Genomic DNA, 18582 nt, shown 5'->3' with positions numbered 1-18582 from the left:
ACATTTTGTAACTCAGTCTTTTTCAAGTGATGACTCCGATAAATCTTAGGTTCTGTCACTGTTTCGCAGGAAGTCTATTATAGAACCTGAAAAATCAGCTATTTTTCTTCTCTGAAAATTTGACAAATGTAGGGAATAGGAGTAGAGTAATGGGGTAACAAAAAATAAAAGGAGAATTCGAAATGAATTTATCAATTTTGGCTCTTGGTTTAGCCGTAATGGGTGTAAGTATTGGTGAAGGATTGCTGGTTTCTAGCTTCCTACGTTCTGCAGCTCGCCAACCTGAACTTTACAACAAGTTGCAAACCAGCATGTTGATGGGGATTGCCTTTATCGAGGGTACCTTCTTCGTTCTACTTGCTATGGCCTTTATCTTGTAAGATTGCTCATTTAGAAAAGAGGTGAGAGACCCGTGGAATCCCATTCACCAACGATTGCAATCGGACCGATTGTTTTTGATCTAACTCTGTTGGCCATGTCTCTCTTAACGGTAGCCCTGGTATTTGGCTTTGTGTATTGGCTCAGTCGGGACTTACAGGTCCGACCCAACCGCAAGCAAAGCGCCTTAGAGGCCTTGATTGAGTTTGTAACCGGAGTGATCCAGAACAACCTCGGTGCCTCCAATGTTCGGACCTACCTCCCCATTTTCTTTAGTCTTTTCTTATTCCTCTTGGTTGCGAACTCTATTGGACTAGCGACCAAAATTGAAACTCTAGCACCAGAACACTACAATTTATGGACTTCGCCAACAGCCAATCTGGCCTATGATTTGAGCTTGTCCTTCTTGGTGACTGTGTTTATTCAAGTTGAGGGGATTCGCCGTCAAGGATTTAAGAATTATTTCCGTGCCTTTGCCACACCAGTGGCGATGACGCCGATGAATATCCTTGAGGAGATTACGAATTTTCTTTCGCTAGCACTTCGGCTATACGGAAATATCTTTTCCGGTGAAGTCATTGTATCGCTTTTGACACAACTGATTGCTACCTATTTGATTGCCTTTCCGTTTGCCTTTGGTTTAAATATGGCATGGACCGCCTTCTCGATTTTTATTTCAGGAATGCAGGCCTTCGTCTTTACCATGTTGTCTTCGAACTATCTAGGGAAGAAAATTAATACAGAGGAAGTCTAAGAAAGGAGAAAGAAGTGGAAATTACGTTAGGACAGTTAATTGGGAATTTTATTCTAGTAACTGGCTCTTTTATTGCGGTTCTCCTACTTATTAAAAAATATGTTTGGAATCGTCTTGAAACAGTTCTAGATGAGCGTTCTGAAAAGGTTAGTTCAGATATTGATCGTGCAGAAGCCGCAAAAGATCAAGCGGAAGCTTTGTTGAAAGAACGCCAACAGCAGTTATCCGGGACCAAGGAAGAGGCGGCAGCTATTTTGGCTACTGCCAAGGAAAATGCTGAACATCAAAAAAATCAAGTCTTGGCAGAAACCAAGGCGCAAGTCGAGCGTCTAAAAGAAAATGCAGGCCAAGAGATTGAACAAGAAAAAGCGGCAGCTCTAGCCAGTATTAAGGAAGAGGTCGCTAATCTAACAGTTGACTTAACTTCGAAAATTTTGAGTAAAGAGTTGACTCCAGAAGTTCATTCGGAATTAATTGATCAGTACATTAAACAATTAGGAGAAAGCTAATGGACAAGAAAGAAATGCTACTGGTTGATAGTTATGCAGCTCCCTTTGTTCAATTAGTGATTGAAAAAAACCAGAGCCAGCTGGTGTTTCCGATTATGGATCAGGTTTTGGATCTTGTGGCAGAAACACAACTGACTGGTTTTTTAAACAATATTGCAGTTCCTAAAGACAAGAAAGCAGAAATTCTTCAGTCGTTTTTACCAACTGGATCTGAACTTGTAGATCATTTATTTAAAGTTTTGATTCAGAACCAACGGGAAGAGTTGTTAGAAGCTATTTTAAAAGAGAGCTTGAGCCGACTAGAAGTGGAGACCAATATGTTTGAGGTGATCCTAGAGTCGGCCTATGCTTTATCAGAGGAGCAACTAGCAGCATTGCTACCACTTGTTCAGGAAAAAATGAAGATTGGTGTGCGAACAGTAAGGCAAGTGATTGACCAAGACCTCATTGGTGGATTTGTGATCACAGCCAACCATAAGCGAATTGATGCAAGCATTCGTAACCAATTACAGACAGTGAAAGAAAAAATGAAATAGAAAGTGGTGTGAGCGTTGGCGATTCAAGCACAAGAAATTAGCGCTTTAATTAAGCAACAAATCGACAATTTTCAACCAGATTTTGATGTGACCGAAACAGGAATTGTAACCTACATCGGTGACGGAATTGCACGTGCCCATGGTCTGAACCAGGCTATGAGTGGTGAATTGCTCATCTTTGAGAACGGTTCCTATGGAATGGCTCAAAACCTGGAAACCAAAGATGTCGGTATTATTATCCTCGGTGAATTCACCGATATTCGCGAAGGAGACACCGTCCGTCGAACTGGCAAAATCATGGAAGTTCCTGTTGGGGAAGCCCTGATTGGACGAGTTGTGGATCCTTTGGGCCGTCCGATTGATGGGCTGGGGCCAATCGAAACAACTGGAACTCGGCCAGTCGAAGCACCTGCACCAGGTGTTATGGAACGGAAATCTGTTTCAGAACCACTACAAACAGGTTTGAAGGCGATTGATGCCCTGGTTCCAATTGGCCGTGGTCAGCGGGAATTGGTTATCGGAGACCGTCAAACCGGTAAAACAAGCATTGCCATCGATGCGATCTTGAACCAAAAAGGTCAAGATATGATCTGTATCTATGTGGCGATTGGGCAGAAAGAATCAACTGTGCGGACCCAGGTTGAGACCTTGCGGAAACATGGAGCCTTGGATTATACGATCGTTGTTTCTGCATCGGCGTCACAACCATCTCCCTTGCTCTTCTTGGCACCTTATTCAGGTGTGGCCATGGCAGAGGAATTTATGTACCAGGGCAAACATGTCTTGATTGTTTATGATGACTTGTCCAAACAAGCGGTTGCCTATCGGGAACTATCCCTCTTGCTTCGTCGTCCACCAGGACGTGAGGCCTTCCCTGGGGATGTTTTCTATCTTCATAGCCGTCTTTTGGAGCGGTCTGCTAAGGTTTCGGATGAATTGGGCGGAGGCTCTATTACAGCCCTTCCATTTATTGAAACCCAGGCTGGAGATATTTCCGCCTATATTGCGACCAACGTGATCTCCATTACTGATGGACAGATTTTCTTGGACGATTCGCTCTTTAACTCAGGTGTTCGCCCAGCCATTGATGCGGGTTCATCTGTTTCACGGGTTGGTGGTTCAGCACAGATTAAAGCTATGAAAAAAGTTGCCGGAACTCTCCGGATTGACTTGGCGGCTTATCGTGAACTAGAAGCCTTTACGAAATTTGGTAGTGATTTGGATGCGGCGACTCAGGCTCGTTTGAACCGTGGTCGTCGGACCATTGAGGTCTTGAAACAGCCCGTTCATCAACCGCTTCCAGTTGAAAAGCAGGTTGTCATTCTCTATGCTTTGACACACGGATTCTTGGATGATATTCCAGTCGATGATGTTCTTCGCTTTGAAGCAGAGCTTTATGACTACTTTGATGCTAAACATCCAGAAATTTTTGAAGGAATTCGAATGACCAAAGATCTTCCAAAAGAAGATGTCTTGGATGCAGCGATTCAAGAATTTAAGGGACAAGCAAATTTCAATTAAGAAAGAGGTAAGAGATGGCCGTTTCTTTAAATGAAATTAAGAACAAAATTGCATCAACTAAAAATACCAGTCAAATCACCAATGCCATGCAAATGGTGTCGGCAGCTAAGTTAGGCAAGTCTGAGCAGGCAACTAAGGATTTCCAAGTCTATGCCAAACGGGTACGGCAGCTGTTAACAGACCTTTTGGATTCGGAGTTGGTAGCTGGTAGCAGCAATCCGATGTTGCTCAGCCGTCCGGTTAAAAAGACGGGTTATATTGTGATTACCTCTGATCGCGGTTTGGTCGGTGGTTACAACTCTACGGTTTTGAAAGCTGTGATGGATTTGATCAAGGAATACCACGAGGATCCAGAAAGCTATGCTATTATCTCTATCGGTGGTATGGGCACAGACTTTTTTAAAGCGCGTGGAATAGAGCCTATCTATGAACTCCGTGGTTTGGCGGACCAGCCAAGTTTTGATGAGGTTCAAAAAATCATCAACAAGGCTGTGGCTATGTATCAGGCGGAACTCTTTGATGAGTTGTACGTGTGCTACAATCATCACGTCAATTCCTTAACCAGTCAAATGCGGGTTGAGCAGATGTTACCCATTGTTGATTTGGACCCTAATGAAGCCGCAACAGGGTATGCTAAAGAATTTGATTTGGAACCTGGAAAAGAGGCACTCTTGAATCAGCTCTTGCCACAATATGCAGAAAGTATGATTTATGGGGCGATTATTGATGCTAAGACGGCTGAAAATGCAGCGGGTATGACAGCCATGCAGACTGCGACGGATAATGCCAAAAAGGTTATTTCTGAATTAACCATTCAATACAACCGGGCGCGGCAAGCAGCCATTACACAAGAAATTACAGAAATTGTTGCCGGGGCAAGTGCTCTTGAGTAACACTAGAAGAAAAGGAGAAAGACATGAGCACAGGTAAGATTGCTCAGGTAATTGGACCCGTTGTGGATGTAGTCTTTCCAACGGATGCACGATTACCAGAAATTAATAATGCCTTGGTGGTCTACAAGGATGGAGATCAAGCCGGTAAAATCGTTCTTGAAGTTGCTCTTGAATTGGGGGATGGAGTTGTACGCACCATCGCGATGGAATCAACAGACGGTTTGAAACGTGGTCAAGAAGTGTTGGATACAGGTCGACCAATTTCAGTTCCTGTCGGGAAAGAAACGCTTGGCCGTGTTTTCAATGTGCTTGGAGACACGATTGATTTGGATCAGCCTCTTGGGGAACACCTAGACCGTCAACCAATCCATAAAAAAGCTCCAAGTTTTGATGAATTATCCACTTCGACTGAAATCTTGGAAACAGGAATCAAGGTTATCGACCTCTTGGCTCCCTATCTAAAAGGGGGAAAAGTCGGACTCTTTGGTGGTGCCGGAGTTGGAAAGACCGTTTTGATTCAGGAGCTTATCCATAACATCGCCCAAGAGCATGGCGGAATCTCCGTCTTTACGGGTGTTGGTGAGCGGACCCGTGAAGGAAATGACCTTTATTGGGAAATGAAAGAATCAGGCGTTATTGAAAAGACTGCCATGGTCTTTGGACAAATGAATGAGCCACCAGGAGCACGGATGAGGGTTGCCCTGACTGGTTTGACTATTGCGGAATACTTCCGTGATGTTGAAGGACAAGACGTCTTGCTCTTTATCGATAATATCTTCCGCTTTACCCAAGCGGGATCGGAAGTATCCGCCTTGCTTGGACGGATGCCATCGGCCGTAGGTTACCAACCAACCTTGGCAACAGAGATGGGACAATTGCAGGAACGGATTACCTCAACCAAAAAAGGTTCGGTGACTTCGATTCAAGCCATCTATGTCCCAGCGGATGACTACACCGATCCGGCGCCTGCGACAGCTTTTGCCCACTTGGATTCTACCACCAACCTGGAACGGAAATTGGTGCAATTGGGAATTTACCCAGCTGTGGATCCATTAGCATCTAGCTCTCGTGCCTTGGCTCCCGAAATTGTCGGTCAAGAACACTATGAAGTGGCTTCTGAGGTCAAGCGTGTTCTTCAGCGCTACAATGAATTGCAGGACATCATTGCAATCCTCGGAATGGATGAATTGTCTGATGAAGAAAAAACATTGGTTGCGCGTGCACGAAGAGTTCAATTCTTCCTTTCACAAAACTTTAACGTAGCCGAGCAGTTTACAGGCCAACCAGGATCTTATGTGCCAGTTGCGGAAACAGTCCGTGGCTTTAAAGATATCCTGGATGGAAAATATGACCATCTTCCAGAAGATGCCTTCCGAGGTGTCGGATCCATTGAAGATGTCATTGCTAAGGCAGAAAAAATGAACTTTTAGAGGTGATTTATGGGCCAGATGACTGTGCAAATTGTAACTCCCCATGGCATGATTTATCAACACCATGCTCAATTTGTCATGGCTCGCACCACCGAAGGGGAACTGGGAATCCTTCCAGGTCATACCAATCTATTGGCCGTTTTGGCGGTGGATGAACTAAAGGTTCGTCGAGTTGATGATGAAGACCATGTTGACTGGGTTGCGGTGAATGGTGGAGTGATCGAAGTAGTTGATGATACCATCACGATTATTGCCGATTCTGCGGAACGGGCACGTGATATTGATGTCAGTCGGGCAGAAAGAGCTAAGAAGCGGGCAGAAGTCGCTTTGGAACAAGCCCTTTCAGAACACTCCATTGACCAGGAACAACGGGCACGGATTGCCTTGCAACGTGCGATTAACCGAATTAATGTGGGAAGTAAATAAAGCGAAAAACAAGGTCCAATTGTGGCCTTGTTTTTCGCTTTAGCAGGACTGTGTTACAATAGAAGTATGAATAATCAATTAGTAGTCGTCGCTAGCCATTTATGTTTCATTTACCTAACGCATCGCCTATTGGGGGAGTTGGTGGCCTGGGATAAATGGCTGCGCATAACACCAGAAAATACACGCAAGGCCCAAGTGCTCCATCTGCTTCTCAGCATTGCTCTCGGTTTTTTAGTTTCCTCCTTTTTCCTAAGTCTAGTTTCACTAAGCCAGAGCCTGCGGACCTTGGTGGAGTAGCTGTGGGCAAGCCCTGCTTAGTGTGGTAAAGAGTAGTCCTTGTAAGTTCAGATATTCTCGAACCTTCTAGTTTATTCACTTCCTACACACAATAGTCATCCTTTGTCTTTTTAGTAAAACAATGACAAGTTTTTGAAATATTGGAGTGGGCAGAATATGCTACAATGGATTCAAATTTAATGGAAAGGTTCCATTGATTTTCTAACACAGACCGCTTCGAATTCGAGGCGGTTTTTTGTTTTCCAGGGGCATAAGGTGGAAGTTTTTGTAGCTTTTTGGAAAAAGTGGCGGGAGATTCTAGTCTTATAAAGCCTTATTGTACAAGGCTTGTTGCTTATCTGTTCTTATTTTTAATGGTTCATGATAAAATAAAAACAAAATGAATTTTTGGAGCAGATAAAAATGGATCAAATTGTTATAAAAGGTGGAAATAATCGCTTAAGCGGTCGGGTTAAAATTGAGGGAGCTAAGAATGCTGTGTTACCCCTGCTAGCAGCTACGATCTTGGCCTCTGAAGGGAAAACCATTTTAACCAATGTGCCTATCCTATCCGATGTCTTTACGATGAACCAGGTTATAGCAGGATTGGATATTGCGGTTGATTTTGACCAGGCAGAGAATCAAGTGGTTGTTGATGCTCAAGGTCCGATTCTCAGTGAAGCCCCTTATGAATATGTCAGTCAAATGCGGGCATCAATTGTGGTATTGGGACCAATCTTGGCCCGTAATGGTTTTGCCAAGGTATCGATGCCAGGGGGATGTACGATTGGAAGTCGCCCAATTGACTTACACTTGAAAGGTTTGGAGGCCATGGGAGCTGAAATCCATCAAGAAGCGGGCTATATTGAGGTACGAGCGCCAAAATTAAAAGGCGCGACCATTTACCTGGATTTCCCAAGTGTGGGAGCGACTCAGAATATTCTGATGGCAGCCACCTTGGCGGATGGGGTTACCACGATTGAAAATGCTGCGCGGGAGCCAGAGATTGTTGATTTGGCCTTGCTTTTGAATGCCATGGGGGCCGATGTCCGCGGGGCTGGTACTGAAACCTTGGTTATTCATGGAGTCGAGTCCTTGCATGGAGCAGAACATGCGGTTGTCCAGGATCGGATCGAAGCGGGAACCTTTATGGTTGCGGCGGCTATGACCGGTGGTGATGTTTTGATTGAGGATGCAATCTGGGAACACAATCGTCCGCTCTTGGCGAAAATGCAAGAAATGGGTGTTGAAGTTACCGAAGAAGCTGGTGGGATTCGGATTCAATCAGATGCGAGTCGGTTGAAACCTGTGACGGTTAAGACCCAGCCACATCCTGGTTTTCCAACGGATATGCAGGCGCAGTTTACAGCTTTGATGACGGTGGCAGCAGGGGAATCAACCATGATTGAGACCGTTTTTGAAAATCGTTTTCAACATTTGGAAGAGATGCGTCGGATGAATCTGCATTCGGATATCCTGCGGGATACAGCGATTATTTATGGGGGTCAAACCTTGCAAGGGGCGGAAGTCATGTCAACTGACTTGCGGGCCAGTGCTGCTTTGATTTTGGCGGGTCTGGTCGCAGAAGGAGAAACTCGGGTTGGCAAACTTAGCCATCTGGATCGGGGCTATTATGAATTTGATCGGAAGTTGGCTACCTTGGGAGCTAATATTCAGCGAGTAGGAGCGTCAAATGGAAAGTAATTGGTCTTATTTTCGGAAACAGTGGTTGATGATTTTAGGTTTCCTGTTATTAACCCTCTTCCTATTTTCCTTGGGTTTACTTTTTGGTTACTCTGTCTTGGGAGAAGGGAAACAGCCTCTTGATATTTTGTCGCCAACGACTTGGAAAGAACTAATGGATAAATTGCATTAAGGATGAAAGATGGCTCGAAAAAAACAAAAACAAACGGTTAGCGCCTTAGGGCTTGTCGTGAGCTTGGGGCTAGCCCTGGCTAGTTACTATGTCTCTGATCAACCGACGGGGCAGCCAGCGACGGTGCAGAAAAGTACCCAAAGCTCGCAAGAAGCTCCTAGCCGGGCCTTGGCAGAATCTGTATTAACCGATTCTGTCCGGTCACAAATCAAGGGAGAACTCACTTGGAATGGAGCGGGTTCCTTTGAGGTGAATGGCAATCAAACGGATTTAAATGCCAGGGTCGCCAGCCAACCCTATGCGACCAATGAGACTAAAGAAGTTGCGGGTGAGGTTGTGCCAACCTTGGCTAATGCCCTATTAGCCAAGTCAACTCGGCAATACAAAAACCGGGAAGAGACGGGCAATGGCTCCACGTCTTGGACTCCAGCAGGCTGGCATCAGTTGCGACTGGAAGGTCCCTATAACCATGCAGTGGACCGGGGTCACCTGCTCGGCTATGCCTTGGTTGGGGGATTGAAAGGTTACGATGCCTCAACTAGTAACCCAGCTAATATTGCGGTGCAGACAGCTTGGGCGAACCAGTCCAATTCAGACCAGGGACGGGGGCAAAATTACTACGAAACACAGGTGCGCAAGGCCTTGGATAAAAACAAACGGGTTCGTTACCGTGTAGAGGTGATTTACAATAGCCAGTGGGATTTGGTCCCTTCAGGTTCTCATTTAGAGGCTAAATCGAGTGATGGCAGTTTAGAATTCAATGTTTTTATTCCCAATGTTCAAGAAGGAATTTCTGTTAATTATCAAACTGGTCAGGTGACAAAAAACTAGAGTGAGTAGTCCTTGTCTGAACAGGCAAGTTGCTGGAAATTGGCTTGTCAAAGGGCACCATTTTTGATAGACTAGTATTTAAAGAGAGTCAAAAATAGTCTAGGAAACAAAGTCGATGACAGGATCAAGACTATTTACAATCTAGCACCACTATTCAAACTATTTTGAATGCAAATGAGGTAGCAACAGGCAGGCATCAGGACAGTTCGGCCAGTCTAAGCTAAGAACCTATATAGAAAAATAGCAAGAGTAGAAGGTTGTAATTGAATACTTGTTCGCAGGACTAGTAAGCAAGGGAAAGCTGTACAGGGAGGGAGACCGTGACTGAGAGTCTGCCCAGGGGAAGCTTGTTGAATTCACCTGCAAAAGAACAAATGAACTAAGGTCCCGAAAGGGATAAAAGACGGATGGTACCGCGTGTCAACGCTCCGATTTTGTGGGCTTGCACGCGCTTTTTTTATGGAGGAAAAATGGAAACAATTGAAGAAAAACTATCCAAACTGGTATCGGACACCCTAGCCAGTTTGAATGATATCAATAGTGATCTGGACAGGGAATTAGAAGACCTACGGGTCTCTGTTATGGGGAAAAAAGGCTCGCTCACAGAGATTCTTAAAGGAATGAAGGATTTGTCTGCAGAGATGCGGCCAGTGGTTGGTAAACATGTGAATGAAGCACGGGATGTTTTGACCCAAGCCTTTGACCAGGCAGCCAAAGATATGGAGGCTGACCGTATTGCCAAGCAGTTAGCAGCAGAGAGCATTGATGTGACCTTGCCAGGCCGTCCAGTTAAACGGGGTCAAGCTCATATCCTGACGCAAACCAGTCAGGAAATCGAAGACATTTTCTTGGGCATGGGTTATCAAATTGTGGATGGTTTTGAAGTGGAGTCAGACCACTACAATTTCGAACGTATGAACTTGCCGAAGGATCACCCGGCGCGTGATATGCAGGATACCTTCTACATTACAGAAGAAGTCCTCTTGCGGACGCATACCAGTCCAGTTCAAGCTCGGACGATGGAAAAACATGATTTCAGCCAAGGACCTTTGAAAATGATCTCGCCAGGACGGGTTTACCGTCGGGATACCGATGATGCAACCCACAGCCATCAATTCCATCAAATTGAAGGCTTGGTTGTTGGCCAAGGTATTTCAATGGCTGACTTAAAAGGAACCCTGGAATTGATCCTGCAAAAGATGTTTGGCAAAGACCGTAAAATCCGCCTTCGTCCATCTTATTTCCCATTTACGGAGCCCTCAGTCGAAGTCGATGTCTCCTGCTTTAAGTGTGGCGGCCAAGGATGTAATGTTTGCAAGCAGACTGGTTGGATTGAGATTTTAGGAGCTGGTATGGTGCATCCTCAAGTCCTTGAAATGAGTGGCATTGATTCCAGTCAGTATTCCGGTTTTGCCTTCGGTTTAGGTCAAGAACGGATTGCCATGTTGCGGTACGGTATCAATGATATCCGTGGTTTCTATTTAGGCGACCAACGTTTCTCAGAACAATTCAAATAAGGAGTCTCGCGTGTTAGTAAGTTATAAATGGTTAAAAGAATTAGTGGACTTGGATGCTCCCGTGGCTGAACTGGCCGAAAAAATGTCGACAACAGGGATCGAGGTTGAGGGAGTAACCAGCCCTGCAGACGGTCTGTCAAAAATCGTCGTCGGTCATGTTCTTTCAGAAGAGGCTGTACCGGAGACCCACCTCCATCTCTGCCAGGTGGATGTTGGTGAAGCGGAAGCTCGTCAGATTGTCTGCGGCGCCCCCAATATTGCAGCTGGACAAAAGGTCATCGTTGCCCTTCCTGGCGCACGGATTGCCGATAACTATAAGATTAAAAAAGGGAAGATTCGTGGCATGGAATCCTTGGGAATGATCTGTTCCTTGGGCGAATTAGGAGTGCCGGAGTCGATCACTCCGAAAGAATATGCCGAAGGGATCCAAGTACTTCCAGACGAGGCAGTGCCAGGCCAAGTAGTTTTCCCTTACCTCGACATGGATGACCAAATCATTGAATTGTCCATTACCCCTAACCGAGCAGATGCCCTATCCATGCGCGGTGTGGCTTATGAAGTAGCAGCTATTTACGATCGTGCTCTAACCCTGAAACCGGTTAGTCTAGAGGAAAGCGGTAAATCTGCCGCTGACTTGTTAGAAGTCGCGATTGAGACAGACAAGGCTTCTACCTATTATGCTCGTGTTTTGGAAAATGTTCAAGTCGGTCCAAGTCCGCAGTGGTTACAAAACCGTTTGATGAACGCTGGGATTAGACCCATTAACAATGTTGTCGATGTGACCAATTTGGTCCTTTTGGAATATGGTCAGCCCCTCCACGCCTTTGACTTGGATACCTTCAAGGATTGCAAAATTGTTGTCCGTGAGGCGCGTGCTGGAGAGAAGCTTCGGACCCTTGATGGTTTAGATCGTGACTTGGAAGTGACTGACTTAGTGATTACAGTTGCGGACGAGCCAGTAGCCCTAGCTGGCGTGATGGGCGGAGAAGATACTGAAATCAGTGCCCAATCCAAACGGGTTGTTCTGGAAGCAGCTGTTTTTGATGGGACTGCCATTCGGAAAACCAGCGGCCGCTTAAACTTGCGGAGTGAGGCCTCGGCCCGTTTTGAAAAGGGAATCAATGTTGCGACTGTTGCGGAAGCCTTGGATTATGCTGCGAGTCTCTTGGTGGACCTAGCTGGGGCAGAAGTTTTGGCTGGTCAGGTGCAGGCTGGTGAAGTAGACACAGAGCCGGTAAGCGTTACAACAGATTTGGCTACTGTGAATCGTGTTTTAGGAACTGATTTGGACTATGCCGCGATTGAAGCTATCTTCCGCCGGCTTGATTTTAACTTGACGGGCAATGCTGAGGCCTTCCAAGTGTTCGTACCAAAACGTCGCTGGGATATCCAGATTCCGGCTGATTTAAACGAAGAAATTGCACGGATTTATGGCTATGACCGCTTGCCATCTTCGCTACCGGGTGGCCAGGGAACTGCTGGTGAACTAACCAAGATGCAGGCTCTGCGTCGGAAGATCCAGGCAACTATGGAAGGTGCCGGCTTGACCGAGGTAATCACCTACACCTTGACAACTAGCGAAAAAGCCAACTTGTTTAATCAGAATCCGATTCCTTTGATCGAACTGATGTGGCCGATGAGTGTGGAACGTAGCGTGCTGCGTCAAAGTATGGTCTCTGGACTTTTGGAAACCCTCCAATACAACCAGGCCCGTCGACAATTCAACCTAGCCTTCTATGAGATTGGCAAAATCTTCAAGCAGGTTGAAGGAAGTCAGCTTCCTCAGGAAGATACTGTTCTTGCTTTGGCTTTGACTGGCTCCTTGCTTGAAAAAGATTTCCAAACCCAGGCTCAACCTGTCGATTTCTTTACCCTCAAGGGAATGTTGGAAGTGCTCTTTGATCGTTTAGGTTTGGAAGTTAGCTATGTAGCCGTTGCGGATCTCCCAGGTAGCCATCCAGGTCGGACTGCTATGTTACAAGTAGAGGGTCAGACGCTTGGCTTTATTGGTCAAGTTCATCCTGCCCTAGCCAAGGATTATGATTTGAAGGAAGTTTATGTAGCTGAGGTCAACCTGTCGCTCCTTGAGGGACTCTTGCCTGAGCAGGCTGTTTTCCAGGAGATTAGTAAATTCCCAGCCGTATCACGGGATATCGCCCTTTTGGTTCAAGAAGATGTTCAACATCAAGCGATTCTCGATGTTCTTTCTTCTTTAAAACTAAAACACTTGCAAGCAATTCGCCTCTTCGATGTTTATCAAGGTTTGCCTTTGAGTGACAATCAGAAATCGATGGCCTACAACCTCACCTTCCAAAATGCGGATGCAACCTTGGAAGATGAAGAAATTGTCCGTTACATGGAGAAGATTCAAAAGGCCTTAGAGTCTGAGCTTGGGGCTGAAATTCGTTAATCGAAAAAAATGGTTTATTCGGTGGTTTTTTTAGGCAATTTTAATGGCACCTTCCCTGCTTTATGGTATAGTGGGAAAGGGGGCAAATGGCTTGAAAACCACCTCTAATATAATTAAAGGAAATACTTATGAGCTTTGGTAAAAAACTACTGAGCGTCTCTATCTTAGGGATGACAGCTCTGTCTTTATCAGCCTGTGCTGCATGGATTGATAAGGGCGAATCCATTACCGCTGTAGGATCGACAGCCTTGCAACCTCTGGTCGAGGCCGCATCCGATGAGTTCTCCGCTCAACACCTCGGCAAAACAATCAATGTCCAAGGTGGTGGTTCAGGAACAGGCCTATCCCAAGTTCAATCCGGTGCCGTCCAAATCGGCAATAGTGATGTATTTGCGGAAGAAAAAGATGGGATCAAGGCGGATCAACTAACCGACCACCAAGTGGCGGTAGCTGGCCTAGCCGTGATTGCCAACAAGGAAGTTAGCCTTGAGAACTTGACCCTGGATCAATTGCGGGATATCTTTGCAGGGAAAATCACAAACTGGAAAGAGGTGGGAGGTCCGAACTTGGACGTAACCATCATCAACCGTGCAGTTGGTTCTGGTTCCCGGTCAACCTTTGATAAGGTGGTTATGGACGGGATGAGTGCGAAAAAGAGCCAGGAGCAGGATTCCAACGGGATGGTTAAATCCATCGTATCGCAAACTCCAGGAGCCATTTCCTATCTAGCCTTCTCTTATGTGGATGATTCTGTCAAAAAACTCAACCTAGATGGCGCAGCTCCGACTGCTGAAAACGTAGCTACCAATAAATGGCCGATTTGGTCTTATGAGCATATGTACACCAAAAAAGACAAGGATGACCTGACCCAGGAGTTTTTGGAATATATGGTTTCAGAAGAAGTCCAAAAAGGCATTGTCCGTAACATGGGCTACATTCCAATCAATGAAATGGAAGTTGTGAAGGATGCGGCTGGCAAGGTAACCGTCAAAAGCCAAAGTCAAGATAGTGAAGGAGAAGACAAGTGAAACAATCCGAATTAGAAAAAAAACTACTGTCCCCTTCTAAAAATTCAAAATTAGAGAAGTTTGGTAAAACCATCACCTTCATGTGTTTGTCGCTGATTGTGTTGGTGGTCGCCATGATCTTGATTTTCGTGGCCCAAAAAGGTTTGTCCACCTTCTTTGTGGATGGGATTAATCCGATTTCTTTCTTAACAGGAACTGAATGGCAACCAAGTGTCAAAGATGCCAATGGTCAACCTTATATGGGAGCCCTACCGATGATTACCGGTTCCTTTATCGTAACTATCCTATCAGCTCTTCTGGCAACACCTTTTGCAATTGGAGCAGCCATCTTTATGACCGAAATCTCTCCTAAATACGGAGCTAAAATCCTCCAACCAGCCATTGAATTGTTGGTCGGAATTCCCTCTGTTGTTTATGGATTTATTGGTTTGCAGGTCGTTGTTCCCTTTGTCCGCGGTCTAGCGGGTGGAACAGGTTTCGGGATCCTATCCGGGGTGTTTGTTCTTTTCGTAATGATCTTGCCAACGGTTACCTTTATGACCGTGGATAGCTTGAAGGCTGTTCCGCGTCACTACAAGGAAGCCAGTCTGGCTATGGGAGCAACCCGTTGGCAAACAATCTGGCGTGTGGTTCTGAATGCAGCGCGTCCAGGTATCTTCACGGCTATTGTCTTTGGAATGGCCCGGGCTTTCGGGGAAGCTTTGGCGATTCAAATGGTTGTCGGAAACTCTGCAGTCCTGCCGACATCCTTGACAACACCAGCTTCCACATTGACCTCTGTTTTGACTATGGGAATCGGAAATACCATTATGGGAACGGTTCAAAATAATGTCCTCTGGTCTCTAGCGCTCGTCTTGCTCATGATGAGCCTGGCCTTTAACTCCGTGATTAAATTGATTACAAGGGAAGGAAAGAGAAACTATGAACGCTAAAAAAATGAACAAGGTGGCGACCATTGTTCTCTATACCATTGCAGGGATTATCGTCACCATTCTGACTTCCCTTCTCTTGTTTATCCTGGTTCGTGGGTTGCCGCATGTGAACTGGCATTTCCTCACAGCCCGGTCTTCTTCTTACCAAGCTGGAGGAGGGATTGGGATTCAACTCTTTAACTCCTTCTTCCTGCTGGTGATTACCTTGCTTATCTCGCTGCCACTTTCGACAGGAGCAGGTATTTACCTATCAGAGTATGCCAAGAAAGGTCCTGTCACAAATTTTATTCGGACCTGTATTGAGATCCTGTCTTCTTTACCATCCGTGGTTGTGGGTCTCTTTGGTTACTTGATCTTTGTTATTCAGTTCCAATATGGTTTCTCTATCATTTCTGGTGCCTTGGCCTTGACGGTCTTTAACTTGCCGATGATGACTCGAAATGTTGAGGACAGTCTGCGGACGGTTCACCATACGCAGCGGGAGGCTGGTTTGGCTCTTGGTCTATCTCGTTGGGAGACCGTGGTCCATGTGGTAATCCCTGAGGCTCTCCCAGGAATTGTAACCGGCATTGTCTTGGCATCTGGTCGGATCTTCGGGGAGGCGGCAGCACTCATTTATACTGCCGGACAATCAGCACCAGCGCTTGATTGGTCAAACTGGAACATTTTAGATGTTACCAGTCCGATTTCGATTTTCCGCCAAGCGGAAACCTTGGCTGTCCATATTTGGAAGGTTAATAGTGAGGGAACGATTCCGGACGCCATGCAGGTTTCGGCAGGAAGTGCCGCTGTGCTTCTGGTCTTTATCTTGATTTTTAACCTAGGTGCGCGTTATCTGGGTAAAAAATTGCATCAGAAGATGACATCTGCATCCTAAGGAGGTTTAAGGAAAAATGACAACATACAATTGGGATGAAAAACACATCATTCGCTTCCCAGAAAAAAACGTTGCCCTTGAGACCAAGGACCTTCATGTCTACTATGGTCAGAATGAGTCCATCAAGGGAATTGATATGCAGTTTGAAAAGAACAAAATCACTGCCTTGATTGGTCCGTCTGGATCAGGGAAGTCGACCTACTTGCGAAGCTTGAATCGGATGAATGATACTATTGATATTGCACGTGTTACGGGAGAGATTCTCTATGAGGGAGTCGATGTGAACCGCCCGGACATCAATGTCTATGAAATGCGTAAGCACATTGGCATGGTGTTCCAACGTCCAAACCCCTTCGCCAAATCGATTTATCGGAACATTACCTTTGCTCATGAACGGGCTGGGGTCAAGGATAAAAAGGTCTTGGATGAAATTGTCGAGACCTCCCTCAAGCAAGCGGCTCTTTGGGATCAAGTTAAAGATGATTTGCATAAATCAGCCTTTACCTTGTCTGGTGGACAACAACAGCGGCTCTGTATTGCACGTGCAATCTCTGTAAAACCAGATATTCTCTTGATGGATGAGCCAGCCTCTGCCTTGGACCCAATTGCTACCATGCAGTTGGAAGAAACCATGTTGGAGTTGAAGAAGAACTACACCATTATCATCGTAACCCACAACATGCAACAAGCAGCTCGGGCGAGCGATTATACAGCCTTCTTCTATCTGGGCGATCTAATCGAGTATGATGAAACAATCAAAATCTTCCAAAATGCCAAGTTACAATCCACTAGCGATTATGTATCAGGACGTTTTGGTTAGGAGGAAGTCATGACAGAACCTATTTTAAGTGTGAAGGACTTATCCGTTTATTATGGAAAAAAGAAAGCCCTCAACAGTGTTTCATTGGACTTTTATCCTAAGGAAATTACTGCCCTCATTGGACCGTCGGGCTCCGGAAAATCAACCTTGCTACGGTCGATTAACCGCATGAACGATTTGAATCCTGAAGCCAGCCTGACAGGCTCGATTGTCTACGATGGACACGAGGTCTACAGCCCACGCCGGGATACAGTTGAGTTGCGTAAGGAAATCGGGATGGTTTTCCAGCAACCCAATCCTTTCCCAATGACCATTTATGAAAATGTGGTCTATGGACTACGGATCAAGGGCATTAAGGACAAACAAGTGCTGGATGAGGCCGTAGAGACCTCCCTCAAGGGAGCCTCTATCTGGGAAGAAGTGAAGGACCGCTTGCACGACTCCGCCCTCGGCTTGTCCGGTGGACAACAACAGCGGGTTTGTGTCGCACGGGTATTGGCAACCAGTCCTAAGATTATCTTGCTTGACGAGCCAACCTCAGCCCTAGACCCGATTTCTTCTGGTAAAATTGAAGATACTCTCTATGGCTTGAAAGATCAATACACGTTGCTGTTGGTAACCCGTTCCATGCAACAGGCTTCGCGGATTTCTGATCGCACAGCCTTCTTCTTGGACGGTAACTGCTTGGAGTACAGTTCGACCAAGGATATGTTCTTGAATCCTCAAAACAAGGAAACAGAAGACTACATTACAGGTAAATTTGGATAGGAGTTCATATGTTACGTGCACAATTTGAAAAAGAATTAGAAAAACTACACAATCAGTTTTATGCGATGGGAACCGAAGTTCTATCTCAGATTAACCGCACTGTTCGTGCCTTTGTCACTCACGACCGTGAATTGGCACGTGCTGTTATTGAAGAAGATGCAGATGTCAATAAATATGAAGTCAAGTTGGAAGAAAAATCACTTGAGATTATTGCCCTCCAACAACCGGTTTCACACGATTTGCGGACAGTTATCACCATCCTTAAAGCTTCAAGTGATATTGAACGGATGGGAGACCATGCGGTATCGATTGCCCAAGCAACCATTCGAATGAAGGGTGAAGTTCGGATTGAGTCTGTTGAACAAGAAATCAACAAAATGGGTAAAAAGGTTAAAGAATTTGTGGAAGCAACTCTTGACCTCTACCTCAAAGGAGATGTTGATTCAGCTTATCAAGTTGCAGCTATGGATGAAGAAATCAATAATTACTTCACAAAAATCCAAGACTTGGCAACTGAGGAAATCAAAAACAATCCGGAAGCCATCGTGGCAGGTCGGGACTATTTCCAAGTGATTAGCTACCTAGAACGGATTGGCGATTACGCGAAAAACGTTTGTGAGTGGGTTATTTACCTGGAAACAGGTGAAATTGTTGAATTGTAAAAGAAAAGGAGGCTGGGACAAAAGTCTAGCCTCTCTCTTTAGGTTCTTTGTCAAGTTGTGTGGAATCCCTGAAAACTGACAATATAGAATAAAGACAATCTTCCTTCCTCCCCTCCTTAGAGGGGAGGGATTTTTAGA

20 protein-coding genes are annotated in these 18582 nt (G+C 45.5%); all 20 read left to right on the top strand.

All coding sequences use genetic code 11. The features are described from left to right. Nucleotides 1-182 precede the first annotated feature (182 nt). Nucleotides 183-380, top strand: a complete 198-nt coding sequence (locus N4310_RS02760) for a F0F1 ATP synthase subunit C (protein ID WP_160332693.1) — start codon at nucleotides 183-185, stop codon at nucleotides 378-380. Nucleotides 381-412: 32 nt separating this feature from the next. Beyond that, entirely contained in the window at nucleotides 413-1132 is a 720-nt protein-coding gene (gene atpB / locus N4310_RS02755; RefSeq protein ID WP_262091983.1) for a F0F1 ATP synthase subunit A, read from the top strand. Between the two features lie 14 nt (nucleotides 1133-1146). Beyond that, nucleotides 1147-1641, top strand: coding sequence for a F0F1 ATP synthase subunit B (gene atpF / locus N4310_RS02750; RefSeq protein WP_179923308.1), 495 nt, complete (start codon nucleotides 1147-1149; stop codon nucleotides 1639-1641). Continuing rightward, nucleotides 1641-2177, top strand: a complete 537-nt coding sequence (locus N4310_RS02745) for a F0F1 ATP synthase subunit delta (RefSeq protein ID WP_160332696.1) — start codon at nucleotides 1641-1643, stop codon at nucleotides 2175-2177. The genes atpF and N4310_RS02745 overlap by 1 nt, the downstream gene beginning before the upstream one ends. Before the next feature lie 15 nt (nucleotides 2178-2192). After that, complete coding sequence (gene atpA / locus N4310_RS02740; protein ID WP_262091982.1) at nucleotides 2193-3698, top strand: F0F1 ATP synthase subunit alpha; 1506 nt, start codon at nucleotides 2193-2195, stop codon at nucleotides 3696-3698. A 14-nt stretch (nucleotides 3699-3712) separates the two neighbouring features. Further along, the gene (locus N4310_RS02735) at nucleotides 3713-4591 is read left to right on the top strand and encodes a F0F1 ATP synthase subunit gamma (RefSeq protein WP_262091981.1); all 879 of its coding nucleotides are present in this window, start codon (nucleotides 3713-3715) and stop codon (nucleotides 4589-4591) included. Nucleotides 4592-4614: 23 nt separating this feature from the next. Further along, complete coding sequence (atpD, locus tag N4310_RS02730) at nucleotides 4615-6021, top strand: F0F1 ATP synthase subunit beta (RefSeq protein ID WP_160332699.1); 1407 nt, start codon at nucleotides 4615-4617, stop codon at nucleotides 6019-6021. Between the two features lie 9 nt (nucleotides 6022-6030). Beyond that, nucleotides 6031-6447, top strand: a complete 417-nt coding sequence (locus N4310_RS02725; RefSeq protein ID WP_262091980.1) for a F0F1 ATP synthase subunit epsilon — start codon at nucleotides 6031-6033, stop codon at nucleotides 6445-6447. A 66-nt stretch (nucleotides 6448-6513) separates the two neighbouring features. Further along, nucleotides 6514-6744: a DUF1146 family protein gene (locus N4310_RS02720; RefSeq protein WP_160332701.1), complete on the top strand. Its 231-nt coding sequence runs from the start codon at nucleotides 6514-6516 to the stop codon at nucleotides 6742-6744. Between the two features lie 402 nt (nucleotides 6745-7146). Then, on the top strand, nucleotides 7147-8427 hold the full coding sequence (gene murA, locus N4310_RS02715) for a UDP-N-acetylglucosamine 1-carboxyvinyltransferase (RefSeq protein WP_262091979.1): 1281 nt from the start codon (nucleotides 7147-7149) through the stop codon (nucleotides 8425-8427). Further along, nucleotides 8417-8599 (top strand): DNA-directed RNA polymerase subunit beta, encoded by a 183-nt coding sequence (locus N4310_RS02710; RefSeq protein WP_179924892.1) that lies wholly within the window; start codon nucleotides 8417-8419, stop codon nucleotides 8597-8599. Before murA ends, N4310_RS02710 begins: the two co-directional genes overlap by 11 nt. Nucleotides 8600-8608: 9 nt before the next feature. After that, a complete protein-coding gene (locus N4310_RS02705; RefSeq protein WP_262091978.1) occupies nucleotides 8609-9430 on the top strand; it encodes a DNA/RNA non-specific endonuclease in 822 nt (273 codons plus the stop codon). 470 nt (nucleotides 9431-9900) lie between these two features. Further along, nucleotides 9901-10947 (top strand): phenylalanine--tRNA ligase subunit alpha, encoded by a 1047-nt coding sequence (gene pheS / locus N4310_RS02700; RefSeq protein ID WP_179923169.1) that lies wholly within the window; start codon nucleotides 9901-9903, stop codon nucleotides 10945-10947. 10 nt (nucleotides 10948-10957) lie between these two features. Continuing rightward, complete coding sequence (gene pheT, locus N4310_RS02695; RefSeq protein ID WP_262091977.1) at nucleotides 10958-13357, top strand: phenylalanine--tRNA ligase subunit beta; 2400 nt, start codon at nucleotides 10958-10960, stop codon at nucleotides 13355-13357. 128 nt (nucleotides 13358-13485) lie between these two features. Beyond that, complete coding sequence (locus N4310_RS02690; protein ID WP_262091976.1) at nucleotides 13486-14385, top strand: phosphate ABC transporter substrate-binding protein PstS family protein; 900 nt, start codon at nucleotides 13486-13488, stop codon at nucleotides 14383-14385. Continuing rightward, nucleotides 14382-15317, top strand: coding sequence for a phosphate ABC transporter permease subunit PstC (gene pstC / locus N4310_RS02685; RefSeq protein WP_160332708.1), 936 nt, complete (start codon nucleotides 14382-14384; stop codon nucleotides 15315-15317). The genes N4310_RS02690 and pstC overlap by 4 nt, the downstream gene beginning before the upstream one ends. Beyond that, a complete protein-coding gene (pstA, locus tag N4310_RS02680) occupies nucleotides 15307-16194 on the top strand; it encodes a phosphate ABC transporter permease PstA (RefSeq protein ID WP_160332709.1) in 888 nt (295 codons plus the stop codon). Before pstC ends, pstA begins: the two co-directional genes overlap by 11 nt. A 16-nt stretch (nucleotides 16195-16210) precedes the next feature. Then, the gene (pstB, locus tag N4310_RS02675; RefSeq protein WP_160332710.1) at nucleotides 16211-17014 is read left to right on the top strand and encodes a phosphate ABC transporter ATP-binding protein PstB; all 804 of its coding nucleotides are present in this window, start codon (nucleotides 16211-16213) and stop codon (nucleotides 17012-17014) included. A gap of 9 nt (nucleotides 17015-17023) precedes the next feature. After that, nucleotides 17024-17782, top strand: a complete 759-nt coding sequence (gene pstB / locus N4310_RS02670) for a phosphate ABC transporter ATP-binding protein PstB (RefSeq protein ID WP_160332711.1) — start codon at nucleotides 17024-17026, stop codon at nucleotides 17780-17782. An 8-nt stretch (nucleotides 17783-17790) separates the two neighbouring features. Further along, nucleotides 17791-18444 (top strand): phosphate signaling complex protein PhoU, encoded by a 654-nt coding sequence (gene phoU / locus N4310_RS02665; RefSeq protein WP_160332712.1) that lies wholly within the window; start codon nucleotides 17791-17793, stop codon nucleotides 18442-18444. Nucleotides 18445-18582: the final 138 nt, after the last annotated feature.

This window comes from Streptococcus danieliae, assembly GCF_025447695.1.
Classification (GTDB): domain Bacteria; phylum Bacillota; class Bacilli; order Lactobacillales; family Streptococcaceae; genus Streptococcus; species Streptococcus danieliae.
This window is presented reverse-complemented; position numbering and strand designations above follow the sequence as displayed.

What these genes read in the sequence shown, in the direction of transcription:
- N4310_RS02760 (WP_160332693.1), top strand. Translation starts at nt 183, where the DNA reads ATGAATTTATCAATTTTGGCTCTTGGTTTAGCCGTAATGGGTGTAAGT.
- N4310_RS02745 (WP_160332696.1), top strand. Translation starts at nt 1,641, where the DNA reads ATGGACAAGAAAGAAATGCTACTGGTTGATAGTTATGCAGCTCCCTTT.
- N4310_RS02735 (WP_262091981.1), top strand. Translation starts at nt 3,713, where the DNA reads ATGGCCGTTTCTTTAAATGAAATTAAGAACAAAATTGCATCAACTAAA.
- atpD (WP_160332699.1), top strand. Translation starts at nt 4,615, where the DNA reads ATGAGCACAGGTAAGATTGCTCAGGTAATTGGACCCGTTGTGGATGTA.
- N4310_RS02725 (WP_262091980.1), top strand. Translation starts at nt 6,031, where the DNA reads ATGGGCCAGATGACTGTGCAAATTGTAACTCCCCATGGCATGATTTAT.
- N4310_RS02720 (WP_160332701.1), top strand. Translation starts at nt 6,514, where the DNA reads ATGAATAATCAATTAGTAGTCGTCGCTAGCCATTTATGTTTCATTTAC.
- murA (WP_262091979.1), top strand. Translation starts at nt 7,147, where the DNA reads ATGGATCAAATTGTTATAAAAGGTGGAAATAATCGCTTAAGCGGTCGG.
- N4310_RS02710 (WP_179924892.1), top strand. Translation starts at nt 8,417, where the DNA reads ATGGAAAGTAATTGGTCTTATTTTCGGAAACAGTGGTTGATGATTTTA.
- N4310_RS02705 (WP_262091978.1), top strand. Translation starts at nt 8,609, where the DNA reads ATGGCTCGAAAAAAACAAAAACAAACGGTTAGCGCCTTAGGGCTTGTC.
- pheS (WP_179923169.1), top strand. Translation starts at nt 9,901, where the DNA reads ATGGAAACAATTGAAGAAAAACTATCCAAACTGGTATCGGACACCCTA.
- N4310_RS02690 (WP_262091976.1), top strand. Translation starts at nt 13,486, where the DNA reads ATGAGCTTTGGTAAAAAACTACTGAGCGTCTCTATCTTAGGGATGACA.
- pstA (WP_160332709.1), top strand. Translation starts at nt 15,307, where the DNA reads ATGAACGCTAAAAAAATGAACAAGGTGGCGACCATTGTTCTCTATACC.
- pstB (WP_160332710.1), top strand. Translation starts at nt 16,211, where the DNA reads ATGACAACATACAATTGGGATGAAAAACACATCATTCGCTTCCCAGAA.
- pstB (WP_160332711.1), top strand. Translation starts at nt 17,024, where the DNA reads ATGACAGAACCTATTTTAAGTGTGAAGGACTTATCCGTTTATTATGGA.
- phoU (WP_160332712.1), top strand. Translation starts at nt 17,791, where the DNA reads ATGTTACGTGCACAATTTGAAAAAGAATTAGAAAAACTACACAATCAG.